The 16,003-nt window shown below is 70.1% G+C and carries 15 protein-coding genes and 1 tRNA gene; 10 read left to right on the plus strand and 6 right to left on the minus strand.

The genetic code is table 11. The features are described 5' to 3' along the window. Positions 1-7 precede the first annotated feature (7 nt). The 4 genes from efeB (at position 8) to ACFYNL_RS16725 (ending at position 4,997) form a co-directional block, all read left to right on the plus strand. Positions 8-1,351, plus strand: coding sequence for an iron uptake transporter deferrochelatase/peroxidase subunit (efeB, locus tag ACFYNL_RS16710; protein ID WP_388803234.1), 1,344 nt, complete (start codon positions 8-10; stop codon positions 1,349-1,351). Between the two features lie 80 nt (positions 1,352-1,431). Beyond that, a complete protein-coding gene (gene pheA, locus ACFYNL_RS16715) occupies positions 1,432-2,364 on the plus strand; it encodes a prephenate dehydratase (RefSeq protein ID WP_388803236.1) in 933 nt (310 codons plus the stop codon). 555 nt (positions 2,365-2,919) lie between these two features. Beyond that, entirely contained in the window at positions 2,920-4,197 is a 1,278-nt protein-coding gene (gene serS, locus ACFYNL_RS16720) for a serine--tRNA ligase (protein ID WP_388803238.1), read from the plus strand. Continuing rightward, positions 4,194-4,997 carry an HAD family hydrolase gene (locus tag ACFYNL_RS16725; RefSeq protein WP_388803241.1) on the plus strand — a complete coding sequence of 268 codons (804 nt, stop codon included), beginning with the start codon at positions 4,194-4,196 and terminating at the stop codon, positions 4,995-4,997. The genes serS and ACFYNL_RS16725 overlap by 4 nt, the downstream gene beginning before the upstream one ends. A gap of 372 nt (positions 4,998-5,369) precedes the next feature. Here the strand turns inward: ACFYNL_RS16725 and ACFYNL_RS16730 are convergent. The 6 genes from ACFYNL_RS16730 to ACFYNL_RS16755 form a co-directional block, all read right to left on the minus strand. After that, positions 5,370-5,457 (minus strand) — tRNA-Ser (locus ACFYNL_RS16730). A 327-nt stretch (positions 5,458-5,784) separates the two neighbouring features. Beyond that, positions 5,785-6,027, minus strand: a complete 243-nt coding sequence (locus tag ACFYNL_RS16735) for a hypothetical protein (protein WP_388803244.1) — start codon at positions 6,025-6,027, stop codon at positions 5,785-5,787. A 112-nt stretch (positions 6,028-6,139) separates the two neighbouring features. Then, a complete protein-coding gene (locus ACFYNL_RS16740; protein ID WP_388803247.1) occupies positions 6,140-6,859 on the minus strand; it encodes an ABC transporter permease subunit in 720 nt (239 codons plus the stop codon). A 10-nt stretch (positions 6,860-6,869) separates the two neighbouring features. After that, positions 6,870-7,781, minus strand: coding sequence for an ABC transporter ATP-binding protein (locus ACFYNL_RS16745; RefSeq protein ID WP_388803250.1), 912 nt, complete (start codon positions 7,779-7,781; stop codon positions 6,870-6,872). Then, entirely contained in the window at positions 7,778-8,686 is a 909-nt protein-coding gene (locus tag ACFYNL_RS16750; protein ID WP_388803253.1) for an ABC transporter permease, read from the minus strand. Before ACFYNL_RS16750 ends, ACFYNL_RS16745 begins: the two co-directional genes overlap by 4 nt. Further along, on the minus strand, positions 8,676-9,653 hold the full coding sequence (locus tag ACFYNL_RS16755) for an ABC transporter ATP-binding protein (RefSeq protein WP_388804560.1): 978 nt from the start codon (positions 9,651-9,653) through the stop codon (positions 8,676-8,678). Before ACFYNL_RS16755 ends, ACFYNL_RS16750 begins: the two co-directional genes overlap by 11 nt. A gap of 309 nt (positions 9,654-9,962) precedes the next feature. Between ACFYNL_RS16755 and ACFYNL_RS16760 the strand changes: the two genes are divergently transcribed. The 6 genes from ACFYNL_RS16760 (at position 9,963) to ACFYNL_RS16785 (ending at position 15,965) form a co-directional block, all read left to right on the plus strand. Continuing rightward, positions 9,963-10,814, plus strand: a complete 852-nt coding sequence (locus tag ACFYNL_RS16760) for a M24 family metallopeptidase (RefSeq protein WP_388804563.1) — start codon at positions 9,963-9,965, stop codon at positions 10,812-10,814. 8 nt (positions 10,815-10,822) lie between these two features. Beyond that, a complete protein-coding gene (locus tag ACFYNL_RS16765) occupies positions 10,823-12,580 on the plus strand; it encodes an SDR family oxidoreductase (RefSeq protein WP_388803256.1) in 1,758 nt (585 codons plus the stop codon). 319 nt (positions 12,581-12,899) lie between these two features. Then, positions 12,900-13,877 carry a MerR family transcriptional regulator gene (locus tag ACFYNL_RS16770; RefSeq protein WP_388804565.1) on the plus strand — a complete coding sequence of 326 codons (978 nt, stop codon included), beginning with the start codon at positions 12,900-12,902 and terminating at the stop codon, positions 13,875-13,877. A 123-nt stretch (positions 13,878-14,000) separates the two neighbouring features. Next, positions 14,001-14,549: an RNA 2'-phosphotransferase gene (locus ACFYNL_RS16775; protein ID WP_388803259.1), complete on the plus strand. Its 549-nt coding sequence runs from the start codon at positions 14,001-14,003 to the stop codon at positions 14,547-14,549. Positions 14,550-14,574: 25 nt separating this feature from the next. Further along, complete coding sequence (locus tag ACFYNL_RS16780; RefSeq protein ID WP_388803262.1) at positions 14,575-15,021, plus strand: hypothetical protein; 447 nt, start codon at positions 14,575-14,577, stop codon at positions 15,019-15,021. Between the two features lie 41 nt (positions 15,022-15,062). Then, positions 15,063-15,965 (plus strand): LLM class flavin-dependent oxidoreductase, encoded by a 903-nt coding sequence (locus ACFYNL_RS16785; protein WP_388803264.1) that lies wholly within the window; start codon positions 15,063-15,065, stop codon positions 15,963-15,965. Positions 15,966-16,003: the final 38 nt, after the last annotated feature.

The raw sequence follows: 16,003 nt of genomic DNA on the forward strand, positions 1-16,003 counted from the left end.
CCTCACCATGGCTGACCAGTCCATTCCGAAGGCCCGCGCCTCGCGGACCGCCGGAACCACGGAAACCCCCGAGGCGGCACTCGACGGCGGCGTCCGCGAAGGCGCCTCCGCCGACACGGGCACCGCCGGAACGGAGGGCATTTCGCGGCGGCTGCTGCTCGGAACCGCCGGTGCCACCGGGCTGGTGCTCGGCGCGGCCGGTGGGGCGGTGGGGTACGCGGCACGGCCGGCCGAGGCGACACCGCTCGCCTCGGTGGGCGCCGGTCAGGTGATGTTTCACGGGAAACATCAGCCCGGCATCCTCCAGGGCCTCCAGGCGCGCGGCCACCTCGTCGCCTTCGACCTGGCGGCGGGCGCCGGCCGCAAGGAGGCGGCCGCGCTGCTGCGCCGCTGGTCGGAGACGGCCCGGCGGCTGATGGCGGGCGAGGCGGCCAAGCAGGACGACACGGATGTCGCCCGGGACGCGGGCCCGTCGTCGCTGACGATCACCTTCGGATTCGGGCACAGCTTCTTCGGGCGGACCGGCCTGGACGAGCAGCGCCCGGTCTCCCTGGACCCGCTGCCCGACTTCTCCTCCGACCAGCTCGACAGGAAGCGCAGCAACGGCGATCTGTGGGTGCAGATCGGCGCGAACGACGCCCTGGTGGCCTTCCACGCCCTGCGCGCCATCCAGAAGGACGCGGGCGGAGCCGCCAAGGTGCGGTGGCAGATGAACGGCTTCAACAGGTCGCCGGGCGCCACCGCGCACCCCATGACGGCCCGCAACCTCATGGGCCAGATGGACGGCACCCGCAATCCCAAGCCGACGGACACCGACTTCGACGAGCGCATCTTCGTGCCGGAGTCCGGTTCGAACGACCCGGCCTGGATGGCGAACGGCTCCTACGCCGTCGTACGCCGCATCCGCATGCTCCTCGACGACTGGGAACAGCTCTCCGTCAAGGAGCAGGAGGACGTCATCGGGCGCCGCAAGTCCGACGGGGCGCCACTGTCCGGGGGCACCGAGACGACCGAGATGGACCTGGAGAAGACCGACAAGGCCGGGAATCTCGTCGTCCCGATCAACGCGCACGCCCGTATCACCCGGCCCGACCAGAACGGCGGCGCGGCGATGCTGCGACGCCCGTTCTCGTACCACGACGGCATCAGCTCGGACGGCGTGCCCGACGCCGGGCTGCTGTTCATCTGCTGGCAGGCCGACCCGCTGCGCGGCTTCGTCACCGTCCAGCGCAAGCTCGACCGCGGCGACGCCCTGTCGAAGTTCATCCGGCACGAGGCGAGCGGCCTGTTCGCGGTGCCGGGAGGCGCGGCGGAGGGCGAGTACGTGGGACAGCGGCTGCTGGAGGGGTGACATCGGCGCAGGGTTCACCCCTTGCGGCGGCCGGGTGGGATCGGTACGCCGTGTGACGCAAGGCCCATTAGGGTGAGGTCATGCCAGCGAGCTACGCCTATCTGGGCCCCGAGGGCACCTTCACCGAAGTCGCCCTGCGCACGCTTCCCGAGGCCGCCACCCGGGAGCTGATCCCCTACGTGTCCGTGCAGTCCGCGCTCGACGCGGTGCGCGTCGGCGAGGCCGAGGCCGCGTTCGTGCCGATCGAGAACTCCGTCGAGGGCGGTATCACCACCACGCTCGACGAGCTGGTCGCGGGTGCCCCGCTGATGATCTACCGCGAGGTGCTGCTCTCGATCACCTTCGCGCTGCTGGTCAGGCCCGGCACGAAGCTGTCGGACATCAAGACCGTCTCCGCGCACCCGGCCGCCCAGCCGCAGGTGCGCAACTGGCTGAAGAAGAACCTCCCGGACGCCCACTGGGAGTCGGCCGCCTCGAACGCGGACGCCGCGCGCCTGGTCCAGGAGGGCCAGTACGACGCCGCTTTCGCCGGAGAGTTCGCCGCCGCCCGGTACGGCCTTGAGGCCCTGGAGACCGGCATCCACGATGCCGAGAACGCCCAGACGCGGTTCGTGCTGGTGGGCCGGCCCGCCCGGCCCGCGGCACCGACCGGCGCGGACAAGACCTCCGTCGTGCTCTGGCAGCGCGACGACCACCCCGGCGGCCTGCGCGACCTGCTCGGCGAGTTCGCCACACGCGGCATAAACCTGATGCTGCTGCAGTCCCGGCCGACCGGTGCGGGCATCGGCAACTACTGCTTCTGCATCGACGCCGAGGGGCACATCTCCGACCGGAGGGTGGCCGAGGCGTTGACGGGGCTGAAGCGGATCTGTCTGGAGGTGCGGTTCCTGGGTTCGTATCCGCGCGCCGACATGAAGCCGGGGGATGTCCAGCCGCCGCGTCCCGGGACGTCGGACGGGGAGTTCGTGTCGGCGGCGGACTGGGTGGCGCGGTGCCAGGACGGACGGTTCTGAGGGGCGTCGGGCGCTGCTCCGGGCACTGGATTTCCGCCAGTGCTACCAGCTGGTTGTCGTTATCCACAGGAGTTATCCACAGGTCCTCTTCTCGACCTGGGGACAAGTCGACAAGCGAGCGCGAGGCTGTCGACAAATCCCCCTCTACGCCCCTTCGGCGTCCACCATCAGGCAAGTCACCCTTCGTCCACTCTTTTCCTTTGCGCAATCCTTTGGAGCGACCGCTTTCCACTCGAACGTGGCCGCGGGGAGGGTTTGTCCTGGGAATCCTCGACTTGCCGGACCCGTTGCGGAGTGATCGATTCCGGCATCCACAGTCCATCCACACAGCCTGTGGATAACTTCTCGGGGGCTGGGGATTCCTGAGGACAACGCAGGCCCAAGTTCCGTTCTCCACAAGGGAATCCGGTCAACCGGACGCCTCGCGCCTGCCCCGTTCCAGGGAGTGGGACGCCTGATATTGACACGAGGTGCAATTCCTCCATAACGGTACGTAAGGCGCTCTTCGAAATAGCGAGTCGTGGGCTGACACCCCTCCCCGGTAGCCTTGAGCGCGTGATTGACCTTCGCCTGCTCCGTGAGGACCCCGACCGAGTGCGCGCCTCGCAGCGCGCCCGTGGAGAGGACGTCGCGCTCGTCGACGCCCTCCTGTCTGCCGACGAACGGCGCAGGTCTTCCGGCGTCCGCTTCGACGAGCTGCGCGCCGAGCAGAAGCAGCTCGGCAAGCTCATCCCCAAGGCCGCCGGAGACGAGAAGGCCGAGCTGCTGAAGAAGGCGAGCCAGCTCGCCGCCGACGTCAAGGCGGCCGACGCCGAGCGCGACGCGGCCGACGCCGAGACCCAGGAGCTGCTGCTCCAGCTCGGCAACCTCGTGCACCCCGACGTCCCGGTCGGCGGCGAGGAGGACTTCGTCACGCTGGAGACGCACGGCGAGATCCGCGATTTCACCGCCGAGGGCTTCGAGCCGAAGGACCACCTGGAACTCGGCACGCTCCTCGGCGCGATCGACGTCGAGCGCGGCGCGAAGGTCTCCGGCTCCCGCTTCTACTTCCTCACCGGCGTCGGCGCCCTGCTGGAGCTGGCCCTGGTGAACGCCGCGATGGCCCAGGCGACGGCGGCCGGCTTCACGCCGATGCTGACCCCGGCGCTGGTCCGCCCCCAGTCGATGGCGGGCACCGGCTTCCTCGGTCAGGCCTCGCAGGACGTCTACCACCTCGACAAGGACGACCTCTACCTGGTCGGCACGTCCGAGGTCGCGCTGGCGGCGTACCACATGGACGAGATCCTCGACGCCGAGAAGCTGCCGCTGCGATACGCGGGCTTCTCGCCCTGCTTCCGCCGCGAGGCCGGCTCGCACGGCAAGGACACGCGGGGCATCTTCCGCGTGCACCAGTTCGACAAGGTCGAGATGTTCTCCTACGTCGCTCCCGAGGACTCGCAGGCCGAGCACCAGCGCCTGCTGGAGTGGGAGAAGCAGTGGCTGACCTCGCTGGAGCTGCCGTTCCGGGTCATCGACGTCGCCTCGGCCGACCTCGGCTCCTCGGCGGCCCGCAAGTTCGACTGCGAGGCGTGGATCCCGACGCAGGGCAAGTACCGCGAGCTCACCTCGACCTCGGACTGCACCGAGTTCCAGTCCCGCCGACTGTCGATCCGCTTCCGTGACGGCAAGCAGGTCAAGCCGCTGGCCACGCTCAACGGCACGCTGTGCGCCGTCCCGCGCACGATCGTGGCGATCCTGGAGAACCACCAGCAGGCCGACGGCTCCGTCCGGGTCCCCGAGGTGCTGCGCCCGTACCTGGGCGGCCGGGAGGTCCTGGAGCCGGTCGCCAGGTGAGCGCCGGTTTCCCGTACGGGCTGATCGCGACCGACCTCGACGGGACGCTCCTGCGTTCCGACGGGTCGGTCTCGCCGCGCACGCGTGACGCCCTCGCCGCGGTCACCGCGGCGGGCGCCGCGCACATCGTCGTCACGGGCCGGGCGGCCCCCTGGACCCGGCCCATCCTCGACGACCTCGGCTACCAGGGTCTCGCCGTCTGCGGGCAGGGCGCACAGGTGTACGACGCCGGGGCGCACCGTCTGCTGACCTCGGTGACCCTGGACCGCCAGCTGGCGGGAGTGGCGTTGGCCAAGATCGAGGCGGAGGTCGGACCGCTGTTCCTGGCGGCGAGCCGCGACGGCCTGGAGGGCGACGTCCTGGTGGGCCCCGGTTACACGGTCACGGGTGCCCTGCCGTCGACTCCGTTCACGGACGCGTCGGACCTGTGGACGGCCCCGCTGAACAAGATCTACATCCAGCATCCGAAGCTGTCGGACGACGAGTTGGCGCGGGCCGCACGCCAGGCGGCGGGTGGCTTCGTGACGGTGGCGATGGCCGGTGCGGGCATCGTCGAGCTGCTCCCCCTGGGTCTGTCGAAGGCGACGGGACTGTCCCTGGCGGCCCGCCGCCTGGGCATGAAGGCAGCCGACACCATCGCCTTCGGCGACATGCCCAACGACATCCCGATGTTCGCCTGGGCGTCCCACGGGGTGGCCATGGCCAACGCCCATGAGGAACTCAGGGCGGTGGCGGACGAGGTGACGGCGTCCAACGAGGAGGACGGCATCGCGGTCGTCCTGGAGCGGTTGCTCGGCTGACGTTGCCCTGGAGCGGTTGCTCGGCTGAGGTCGTCCTGGAGCGGTTGCTCGGCTGACGTCGGCGGGCAGGCGGGGTCGTCCGTGACGGGCGGTCGGCGCACCGGACTGTGGTGAGGTGGCGTCGCGCCGCAGGTGTCAGCGCGGCGTCCGCTGCGTCCTCTCGGGATGCCGGGCCTCGCACGGCGGGCGCCCCGTCGGCAACGGACTGCGCAGCCCGCGCGCGACTGCCTGCGTCAGCCACACGGCTCGCGGCTCCTCTCGGAACGGAGTCTCGGAATGCCACGACCGGGCGGCCGACCTCGGCGGCAGCGCCGGGCGCCACGCACGGCACCCCGGCCCCGCACTCGGGCCGGTCCTTGTGGCAACGTCTTGCGGAGGATGCACGAATCGAACGTGCGCGGGCTTTTCAGACCCGACCACGGTTTAGCAAACCGGTGCCTTACCACTCGGCCAATCCTCCGGGTGGGCGGCCCACGCGAGAGCGACATCGCGTGCTCGAAGCGGCCGCCCCGGGCAGCTCCCCGGGCGATGCGAACTCGACGGAGGGGTAGCGATTACTCCGGAGCCCGCCGCCGGCTGCCCTGTCGGGAGCTCGGCGTACTGCCGTGCATGGACATCGCCGCGCTCCTCTCCCAGATCGTGGCGCCGAACTCTCCGTCCGGCGGGGTGGACACAACCACTGTGCCTGTCCGCCGAGTTGGACGCCACCCAATAAAAGGGACGACCGGCGCTTCGCGGGACGCGCGCGTACCGCCGGCGCAGCCCGAGCGCCCACTCCGGTACGGCCTTACCGGCGGCGCCACTTGCGTCGGCGCCCCCTGCTGAAGAACCACCCCGCCGGCGGTTCGTCGGAGCGCCACGGCTGCGGCTCGGGGGCCTCACGGCGCCAGCGGGCGGCCAGCATGCGAGCGCGGGCGGACGGCTCCGTGGTGTCGGCCGCGCGTATGAAGTCGTCGTCCAGGACCAGGTCGTCCCAGGTCTCGTCCCCGGGCTGCTCGCGATCCTCGTGCTGTGACGTCCCGCCTGCCATGGCGCCCTCCCGTCGTGCGGTGCGTCTCTTCGCCCAGTGTGCTCGGGCCGAGGTGAAGCCCCAGTCAAGAGCGGGCCCGGTGAAGGGCCCGCCGCTTCTCACCGCCTGCGGTTCACTCCTCTCCGGCGAGCGTCAGCGACCGCAGCTTCTGCCCGGCGTACCAGGTGGCGAGCACGGTGACCACCGCCAGCAACACCGTCGCCGTGGGCAGCGCGACGTCCGAGGTCACCATGTTCCCGCCGGCGACCTTCTGTGCCACCGCCAGCGCCCACTGCTGGACGCTGAGCGTGCGCGCACCCGACACCAGGGAGCCGAACAGGGCCTCCCAGACGAGCGCGTAGACGAGTCCGAAGACCACCGCGTGCCGGGACACGGTGCCGAGCAGCAGGAAGATCGCGGCGTAGGCGATGGACGCGACCAGTGCCGCGATCGTGTAGGCGACGGCGATCTGCTGGCCGTTGCCGTTGAGGATGAAGCCGGCGATGAAGGTGGGCAGTGCCGAGAACACCATCGTCACGGCGATCGCCACGATCAGCTTGGTGAAGATGATCGTCGGCCGCTTCACCGGCTTGGACAGCAGGTACACCACCGAGCCGTCGTCGATCTCCGGCCCGATCGCGCCGGTACCGGCGATGACGCCGATGATCGGCACCATGGTGGCCAGGGCGAGGCCGCCCAGCAGGTCGGACGCCGTCTGGTCGTCCGCCCCGGCGAGGCCGCGTACGGCCACGGCGATCACGATCAGCAGCAGGGGCAGGGCACCGAGGATGAGGGCCCGGCGCCGGCCGAGCAGAGCCCGGTAGGTGAGGCGGGCGACTGTGGGGTCGTACATCTTCGGCCTCCTACGCCGCGACCAGATACGAGAAGACGGACTCCAGGGACTCGTCCGAGGGGGAGACCGTGAGCAGGCGGATGCCGTGGTCGCGCGCCACCTTGGGAAGCAGGGTGGTGAAGCGGCCGAAGTCGATCGCCTGGATGTGCAGCACGCCCTCGACGAGGTCGACCTCGATACCGGACGTCGACGGATCCGCGATCAGCGCGGCCGCGAGCGTGCGGTCGTCGCTGGAACGCACCAGGTAGCGGTGCGGGCGGTCGGTCATCAGGCGGCGGATCTTGCGGAAGTCACCGCTGGCCGCATGCCGTCCGGCGACCACGACCTCGATGTGCCAGGCGAGTTGCTCGACCTCTTCGAGGATGTGCGACGAGAACAGCACCGTGCGGCCCTCGTCGCCCATGCGTCGCAGCAGGTCCATGAGCTGCATGCGCTGGCGTGGGTCCATGCCGTTGAAGGGCTCGTCGAGCAGGAGCAGCGAGGGGTCGTGGACGAGGGCGCTGGCCATCTTCACACGCTGGCGCATGCCCTTGGAGTACGTGGAGATCTTGCGGTCCTGCGCGTACTCCATCTCGACCGTGGCCAGCGCCTTCTGCGCCGCCTTGGCGTTCAGGCCGTGCAACTCGGCGTTGGCGACGACGAATTCGCGGCCGGTGAGGAAGTCGTACATCGCCTCGCGCTCGGGGACGACGCCGATGTGCTTGTAGATGGTCTCGTTGCGCCAGACCGGCTGTCCGTCGAGGGTGACGGTTCCGGTGGAGGGGGCGAGGAAGCCGCCCATCATGTTGATGAGGGTGGACTTTCCGGCGCCGTTGGGGCCGAGGAGGCCGGTGACGCCGGGGCCGATCGTCATGGTGATGTCGTTGACGGCGACCACGTTGCCGAACCAGCGGGAGACGTGGTCGATGGAGAGCGTGGTCACAGTCCGGCCTTTCGGTAGCGGCGCATCAGCAGGCCGTAGGAGGCGGCGATGAGGCCCAGGGTCACGAGGACGTAGACCGCGCCTTCGCCGTTGCTCGGGCCCACTCCGCCCGGGAAGGCGGACGTGGCGCCCAGGAAGGCGGACTGCACGCCGTCGATGAGCGTGACCGGCGAGAAGAGCCCGATCCAGGGGATGGCGTCCGAGCTGTTCTGCACCTCGGCGATGGCCTGAAGAGTGGTGACGGATCCGTAGGAGATGGTCAGGACGGCGATCACGGCCGCGATGCCGAACCCGCGGCGCGGGGTGACCGACGCGATGACCAGGCCGATGCCCGCGAAGAGCAGCGAGAGCAGTGCCACGGAGACGAGTCCCTGTGCGAATCCCTTGGTCTGGTCGGCGAAGTCCAGCTTGGCCAGCAGTGCGCCCACGTAGAGGACCAGCAGCGGGGCCCCGGTCAGGAGGAACAGGGCGGAGGCCAGTGCCGCGAACTTGGCGCGTACGTAGTCGGCGGTCTCGATGGGCCGTGAGAAGTACAGCGGTACGGTCTTGAAGCGCAGGTCCCGGGAGACCGACTGGGGTGCCTGCGAGGCGACGTAGAGGCTGATGACGGCCTGCATGACGATCGCGTAGCGCGTGTAGTCGACGGGCAGGTCGTTGGCCTTGGTGGCGACCGCGACGGCGACCATGATGGCCGCGGGTACGCACATCACCACGAACAGCAGCATCGGCAGCACCTTGGACTTGACCGAGCGGCCGAGGCCGTAGGCACCGCGCAGGGACTGCGAGTAGAGGGAGCGGGTGGCGTAGGAGCGGCCGAGGCGGGGGCCGTCGTAGGTGCGGTAGCCGATGTTGTGGATGCGGGTCTGGTCACCCGGGGTCGTGGTCACGGGGTGCTCAACTGCCATGGCCGACCGCCTCCTTCCGCTGTGCGTCGGTGCTCTGCTCGCTGTCCTTGAAGACCTCCGCGATGTGGTGCCTGCGCTGCTCCATGCGCACCAGGCCGAGGCCGAGGTCGGCGACCACGTCCCGCACCAGGTCGTAGGTCTCGTCGCCCTGCGCGGTGAGCAGCAGGATGTGCCCGGCGCCCGGGAGGCCGCCGCTGCCGTCGAGGACCTCCACCCCGCGCGCGTGGAGCGCGTCGCGCACCGCTCGGGTGCCGTCCGGGTGGTCGTCGGTGTCGGTGACCTCGATGGCGAGGGTCGTGGTGGTCTGGGTGAAGTCGGTGGTGGAGCTGGAGCGCAGGAGCTTGCCGCCGTCGACGACGACGACGTGGTCGCAGGTGCGTTCCAGCTCGCCCAGCAGGTGCGAGGTGACCAGGACCGAGATGCCGAAGTCGGTGTGGATGCGGCGGATCAGGCCGAGCATCTCGTCGCGGCCGACCGGGTCGAGACCGTTGGTCGGCTCGTCGAGGAAGACCAGCTGGGGGTCGTGGACCAGGGCCTGCGCCAGTTTCACGCGCTGCTTCATGCCGGTCGAGTAGCCGCCGATGGGGCGGTAGCGCTCTTCGTACAGGCCGACGTGGCGCAGTGTGTCCGCGGTGCGCTCGCGCGCGGCGGTGGGCGGCAGGCCCGACATGCGAGCCATGTGCACGACGAACTCGGTGGCCGAGACGTCCGGCGGCAGGCAGTCGTGCTCCGGCATGTACCCGACCCGCTCGCGGATGGCGGCGCCCTTGGTGGCGACGTCGAGTCCGAGCACTTCGGCTCGGCCCTCGGTGGCGGGAGACAGACCCAGAAGGATCTTGATCAGTGTGGACTTGCCGGCTCCATTGGCTCCGACGAGTCCGGTCACACCGGGCCCGACGTCCACGGAGAGCCGGTCAAGCGCGGTCACCCTGGGGAACCGCTTGCTCAGGCTTTCGGTCGCGATCACAGTCACGCTTCGAAGGTAGTGACGCCTGCCACGCCGGTCGTCACCCCGCAGAGCTGTCTTGGGATCAGACTCCAGACGTACGGAGCCCTAGGGGTCACCCTGAGGTCTCACAAGACCGGCCCCGGCGCCCGGCCCGTGTCCCGCCCGTGCCTCGCCTCCCGGTTCTTTTCCACATCACGGTGGTTTTCCACAGCCCGGGGCATCGCTATTGACGCAGCCTCTAACAACTGTCACATTCGCCAGTGTCAAGTTACGGACACGTACCGCAGTCGATGGGGACAGGTGGGCGGTGGCATGACTGGCGGTGGCATGACTACGGCGGTGGCACGAAAGCGGTCGGTGGACTCCGCGGAACTGCAAGGGTTCAGACGGGTCCAGCGCCTGGCGTACGAGTGCGCCGAGGCCGTCGCGGCGCGGCTGGAGCCGGGCATCACCGAGCGCGAGGCGGCGCGGATGCAGCGCGCGTGGCTACGTGAGCGCGGCGTACGGGACTGGTTCCATCTGCCCTTCGCCTGGTTCGGCGACCGGACGGCGTTCGTGAACTTCCGGATCCCGCTGCAGTTCTTCCCCACCGACCGCCGGCTGGAGCCCGGGATGCCGTTCATCCTGGACATGGCCCCCGTGTACGACGGTCACACGGCCGACATCGGCTACTCCGGCTCGCTCGGCATCAATCCCGTGCAGGACAAGCTGATGGCCGACCTGGAGGCACACCGGGAACTGATCCTGCGCGAGGTGCGCGAGCGGCGCCCGCTGCGGGAGATCTACGAAGACGTGGACCGCCTCATGGTCCGCCAGGGCTATGCCAACCGGCACCGGGCCTATCCCTTCGGTGTGATCGCGCACAAGGTCGACCGGGTCCGGCAACGCCGCTGGTCACCGCATCTGTTCGGGTTCGGCACGCAGTCCCTGAAGGGTCTGGCGGCCGACGCGCTGCACGGCCACCGCGAGGGCTGGTCGCCGCTGTGGTCGCCGTACCGCTTCTCCGACCACCCGCCGCAGCCCGGCCTGTGGGCGGTCGAACCGCACCTCGGCTTCCGGGGGACGGGTGCGAAGTTCGAGGAGATCCTGGTGGTCACCGACTCCGCGGACCCCGAGGAGAGCGCCTTCTGGCTGGACGACGATCTGCCGCATGTGCGGCGCTGGGCGGAGGAGAAGTGACGGTTCCGGTGACTGTTCAGGGCGCGCGCGAGCGCTGGGTGCGGACCGGCGGGGTGGAGCTGTGCGTCGCCGAGCTGGGCGAGGTCGGGCAGCCGACGGTGATCCTGGTGCACGGCTATCCGGACAGCAAGGAGGTGTGGTCCGAGGTCGCAGTGCGGTTGGCGGATCGCTTCCATGTCGTGCTGTACGACGTCCGGGGCCACGGCCGGTCGACGGCACCGAAGCCGTTGCGCGGCGGGTTCACGCTGGAGAAGCTGACGGACGACTTCCTGGCGGTCGCGGACGCGGTCAGCCCTGACCGGCCCGTGCATCTGGTGGGACACGACTGGGGCTCGGTGCAGGGCTGGGAGTTCACGACGCTCAAGCGCACCGAGGGCCGGATCGCGTCCTTCACGTCGATGTCCGGGCCCTCTCTGGACCACTTCGGCCATTGGATCAGCCGACGTCTGAAGCACCCCACCCCGCGCCGGGTCGGCCAACTCCTCGGCCAGGGCGCCAAGTCGTGGTACGTGTACCTGCTGCACACGCCCGTCCTGCCCGAGCTGGCCTGGCGGGGCCCTCTCGGCAAGCGCTGGCCGCGCATCCTGGAGCGGGTGGAGAAGGTCCCCGGCGGTGACTACCCGACCTCGTCGCTGCCGACGGACGCGGCCCACGGGGCCTGGCTCTACCGGGACAACGTCCGGGCCAGGCTGCGCCGTCCACGCACGGACGCGTACGCGCACGCGCCCGTGCAGCTCATCACGCCCGTCGGGGACGCGTTCCTGTCCGAGCGGCTCTACGACGATTTGGAGTACTGGGTCCCGCAGCTGACCCGGCGCACGCTCCCTGCGAAGCACTGGATCCCGCGCTCCCGCCCCGACCGACTGGCCTCCTGGATCACCGAGTTCGTGACGTCCGTGGAAGGCGGCCGGCCGGAGGGGGTGACGGCGACCGGGAAGTACGCCGACCGCTTCGGCGGGCAACTCGTCCTGGTCACCGGTGCCGGCAGCGGCATCGGACGGGCGACCGCGTACGCGTTCGCGGAGGCCGGCGCGCGAGTGGTGGCCGTGGACCGGGACGCGGAGAGCGCGGCCCGCACCGCCGAGATGTCCCGTCTGATCGGTGCCCCCGATGCGTGGGCGGAGACCGTCGACGTCTCCGACGAACAGGCCATGGAGAAGCTCGCCGCGAAGGTCGCCACCGATTACGGCGTCGTCGACGTCCTGGTGAACAACGCCGGGATCGGCCTGGGAGGCTCCTTCTTCGACACCACGACACAGGACTGGAAGAAGGTCCTCGACGTCAACCTGTGGGGCGTCATCCACGGCTGTCGACTGTTCGGGAAGCAGATGGCCGAGCGGGGACAGGGCGGCCACATCGTCAACACCGCGTCCGCCGCGGCGTTCCAGCCCTCTCGCGCGCTGCCCGCCTACAGCACCTCCAAGGCTGCGGTGCTGATGCTGAGCGAATGCCTGCGCGCGGAGTTGGCCGGGCAGGGCATCGGGGTCACCGCGATATGCCCGGGCTTCGTCAACACCAACATCACCTCGACCGCGCGTTTCGCCGGTGTGGACGCGGAGGAGGAGAAGCGGCGGCAGAAGAAGTCCGCGCGGCTGTACGGGCTGCGGAACTATCCGCCCGAGAAGGTGGCCGACGCGATCCTGCGGGCGGTGGTGCGGGGTGAGGCCGTCGTTCCGGTGACGCCGGAGGCGCGCGGGGCGTATCTCCTGTCGAGGTTCGCCCCCAAGGCGCTGCGGGCGCTCGCACGACTGGAACCACCTCTGTGAACGCCGTCGCGCCACGCCCTGGGGCCGCCGACCCGTGCCATCCGGACCTGACCGGTGAACACCCGTCGGGGGGTGGGCCGGCGCCCGGGTCCCGCAGGACGTCAGCGGTACCGAGGGCGGCGACGTGAAGGGGGAGCGGGCCGGGCGCGGCGACCACCCGACCGGCTGGACCGGCAAGGCCGGTGGCGCCGGCCGTGAGGTCGTGGAACACGCGACCGGCGCGGTGAGCGAGGGGGATGGCGCCCGCCGCCGGGCCGTCGGACCGGCGGTGGGCGAGGGGGATGGCGCCCGCCGCCGGGCCGTCGAACCCGCCGCCGACATGGCCGACAAAGCCGGTGACGGCCGACGCCGGGCCGGGGAGTCGGCCTCGCCCACCTACCGGATCGAGAACCTCGCGCACCTCAGTGGGGCCACCGTCCGCACCATCCGCGCCTACCAGGACCGCGGCCTGCTCCCCCGCCCCGAGCGCCGGGGCCGTGCCAACCTCTACTCGGACATCCACCTGGCCCGACTGCGCCAGATCGCCGACCTCCTCGACCGCGGTTACACCCTGGCTTCCATCAAGGAGCTTCTGGAGGCCTGGGATGCCGGCCGGGGTCTCGGCGGAGTGCTCGGACTCGTCGCCGAGGTCGACGGACCGTGGACCGACGAGGAGGCGGTACGCATGTCACGCGCCGAGCTGGACGAGCGCTTCGGCGGTACCCCGGACGAGGCCGCGGTGGCCGACGCCGTGGAGCTCGGTGTCCTGGAACCGGTCCCCGGTGACGACGACGTCTACCTCGTCCCGAGCCCTCAAGAGCTCGCGGTCGCCGTGGAGTTGCACGCTGCCGGCGTGCCGCTGTCCGCAATCGCCGGACATCTCAGGGAGTTGAGGGGACAGATGGAGCACATCGCCTCCCGTTTCCTGGAGTTCACCACCGAACACGTCTTCGCCCGCTACCTCGACGGGCCACACCGCCCGACGGACGCCGACGCGGCCGAAGCAGCCTCCCTCGTGCGTCGGCTGCGGCCGCTCGCACAGCAGACGGTGGACGCGGAACTCGCCCGCGCGATGCGACGGTTGGCGGTACACCATCTGCGGCGACGGCTGAGCGCGGACGGCAAGCCGGACACTGCGACAGCGATCAGAAACGTATTCATCCCGGAATACACAATGCAGGCCGTGGAACGCCTGGTTGGCTCCGCCAGTGCCCACGAGTTCATCGCGCTGGCCACTGAACGCGAGGTTCGCGCACGCGGCTTGGACCGTCTCGCCGCAAGTCACCGATCATCAGCTGATCTTGACGAAACCCCTTGAGGAGACCGCTCGTTGTCCACAGAATCGCCAATTCCCCTGTGGATAACCACACTTGGTTGTGGATCAAACATCAGGGAGTGAAATCGTTCGCGTGATTCCCGCCGCTCCCGGCAGGCTGGTGGCATGGATGAAAGACGCACCGTGAAGGTGTCGAAGTACCTCGCGAAACACCTGCGGCACCAGCCCGAGCGCATCGGGCTGACACTGGACGACGCCGGCTGGGTGGAGATCGACACCCTGATCGCCGCCGCGGCCGCGCACGGCTTCCGGTTCACCCGGGAAGAGCTGGACCACGTGGTGGCGGCCAATGACAAGCAGCGCTTCGCCGTCGAGGGGACGCGGATCCGCGCCAGCCAGGGCCACAGCGTCGAGGTCGACCTGGGACTGCCCCCGGCGACCCCGCCGCCCTACCTGTACCACGGCACCGTGGCCCGCAATCTGGACGCGATTCGCAGCGCGGGCCTCAGGCCCATGAACAGGCACGACGTACATCTGTCCGCGGACCGCGAGACCGCGACGCGGGTCGGCGCGCGGCGCGGGCGCCCGGTGGTGCTCTCCGTGGACTCCGGCGCCATGCACCGCGACGGCCATGTCTTCCATGTCAGCGCGAACGGGGTGTGGCTGACGAGGGCCGTCCCGCCGGAGTACCTGCGCTTTCCTGCCACGCACTGACGTTCCTTCCGGCATGATCAGTGGTATGGACCAATTGCCGAGCACTGAGGCCGCCGTCAACGCCCTGCTCGTCCTCGCCGCCGAGTACGCACGAGAGATCGAGGTGAGCCATGACATCGGCGCCGACCAGACCTCCCGCCGCACGGCGGCAGGCGTCGGGGTCACCACGGACCCGGACGGCTCCCTGCCCCATGAGGCTTACGTCGAGCTGGGCGGCTCACCCCGGGTGAGCGTGCGGCTCTACCCGGACGACGACGCGCTCATCACCGTCGAAGGTGTCGAGTGCCCCGACATCCGGCGCGACGACGTGCCCGCCTTCCTCCGCTCGCTCTACGACGGCCTGGCCCACGTCAAGGCCCGCCGCTTCCCACCGGGCTACTTCCTGATCGTGCCGCTGCCCGGCGACCGCACACATCGAGAGTTCATGCCGATGCCCCACCTCAGCCCGTGGCTGAGCAGCCGCGTGCGGTGACCGTTTCACGTGAAACCCGTTCGGCCGCTTAGGCTCGACATATGAGTCTGCGCCTGAGCACCGTGATCCTCCCGTACCGCCGCTGGTCAGAGGGGGGTCGCGAGGCATGGCAGCGCGCGGAGCAGCTCGGGTTCCACGCCGCGTACACCTACGACCACCTGTCCTGGCGCACGTTCCGGGACGGCCCGTGGTTCGGCGCCGTACCGACGTTGACCGCCGCCGCTGCCGTCACCGAACGGCTGCGCCTGGGCACCCTGGTGACCTCTCCGAACTTCCGGCACCCGGTGCCCTACGCCAAGGAACTCATCTCCCTCGACGACATCTCCGGCGGGCGCCTCACGCTCGGCGTCGGTGCGGGCGGCTCCGGGTTCGACGCGACCGTCCTCGGCCAGGACCCCTGGACGCCGCGCGAGCGGGCCGACCGGTTCGCCGAGTTCGTCCAGCTTCTGGACCGGCTGCTGACGGAGGACTCGGTGTCGTACGAGGGCGACTTCTACTCGGCGCACGAGGCGCGCAACATCCCTGGCTGTGTGCAGCGTCCCCGGCTCCCCTTCGCGATCGCCGCGACCGGCCCACGCGGGCTCAGGCTCGCGGCACGCTACGGCCAGGCGTGGGTGACCACGGGCGACCCCAAGCTGTTCGAGAACGGCACTCCGGAGCAGTCGGTTCAGGCCATTCGCGGACAGGCCGAGAAGCTGGCCGACGCCTGTGCCGAGATCGGCCGGAAGGCAGACCGGCTCGACAAGATCCTGCTCACCGGGTTCACCCCCGATCGCGGCCGTCCGCTGGAGTCGCTGGACGCGTTCGTCGACTTCGCGGGGCGCCACCAGGAGCTGGGATTCACCGAGATCGTGGTGCACTGGCCGATCCCCGACTCGGACTTCGCGGCCGACGAGAAGGTCTTCGAGCAGATCGCGATGGAGGCGCCGACGCAGCTGCGTTGAGCGCGGGCAGCACGGCGCCGGTGAGGACCGTGTCGGAT

The organism is Streptomyces sp. NPDC007808, assembly GCF_042868655.1.
Classification (GTDB): Bacteria; Actinomycetota; Actinomycetes; order Streptomycetales; family Streptomycetaceae; genus Streptomyces.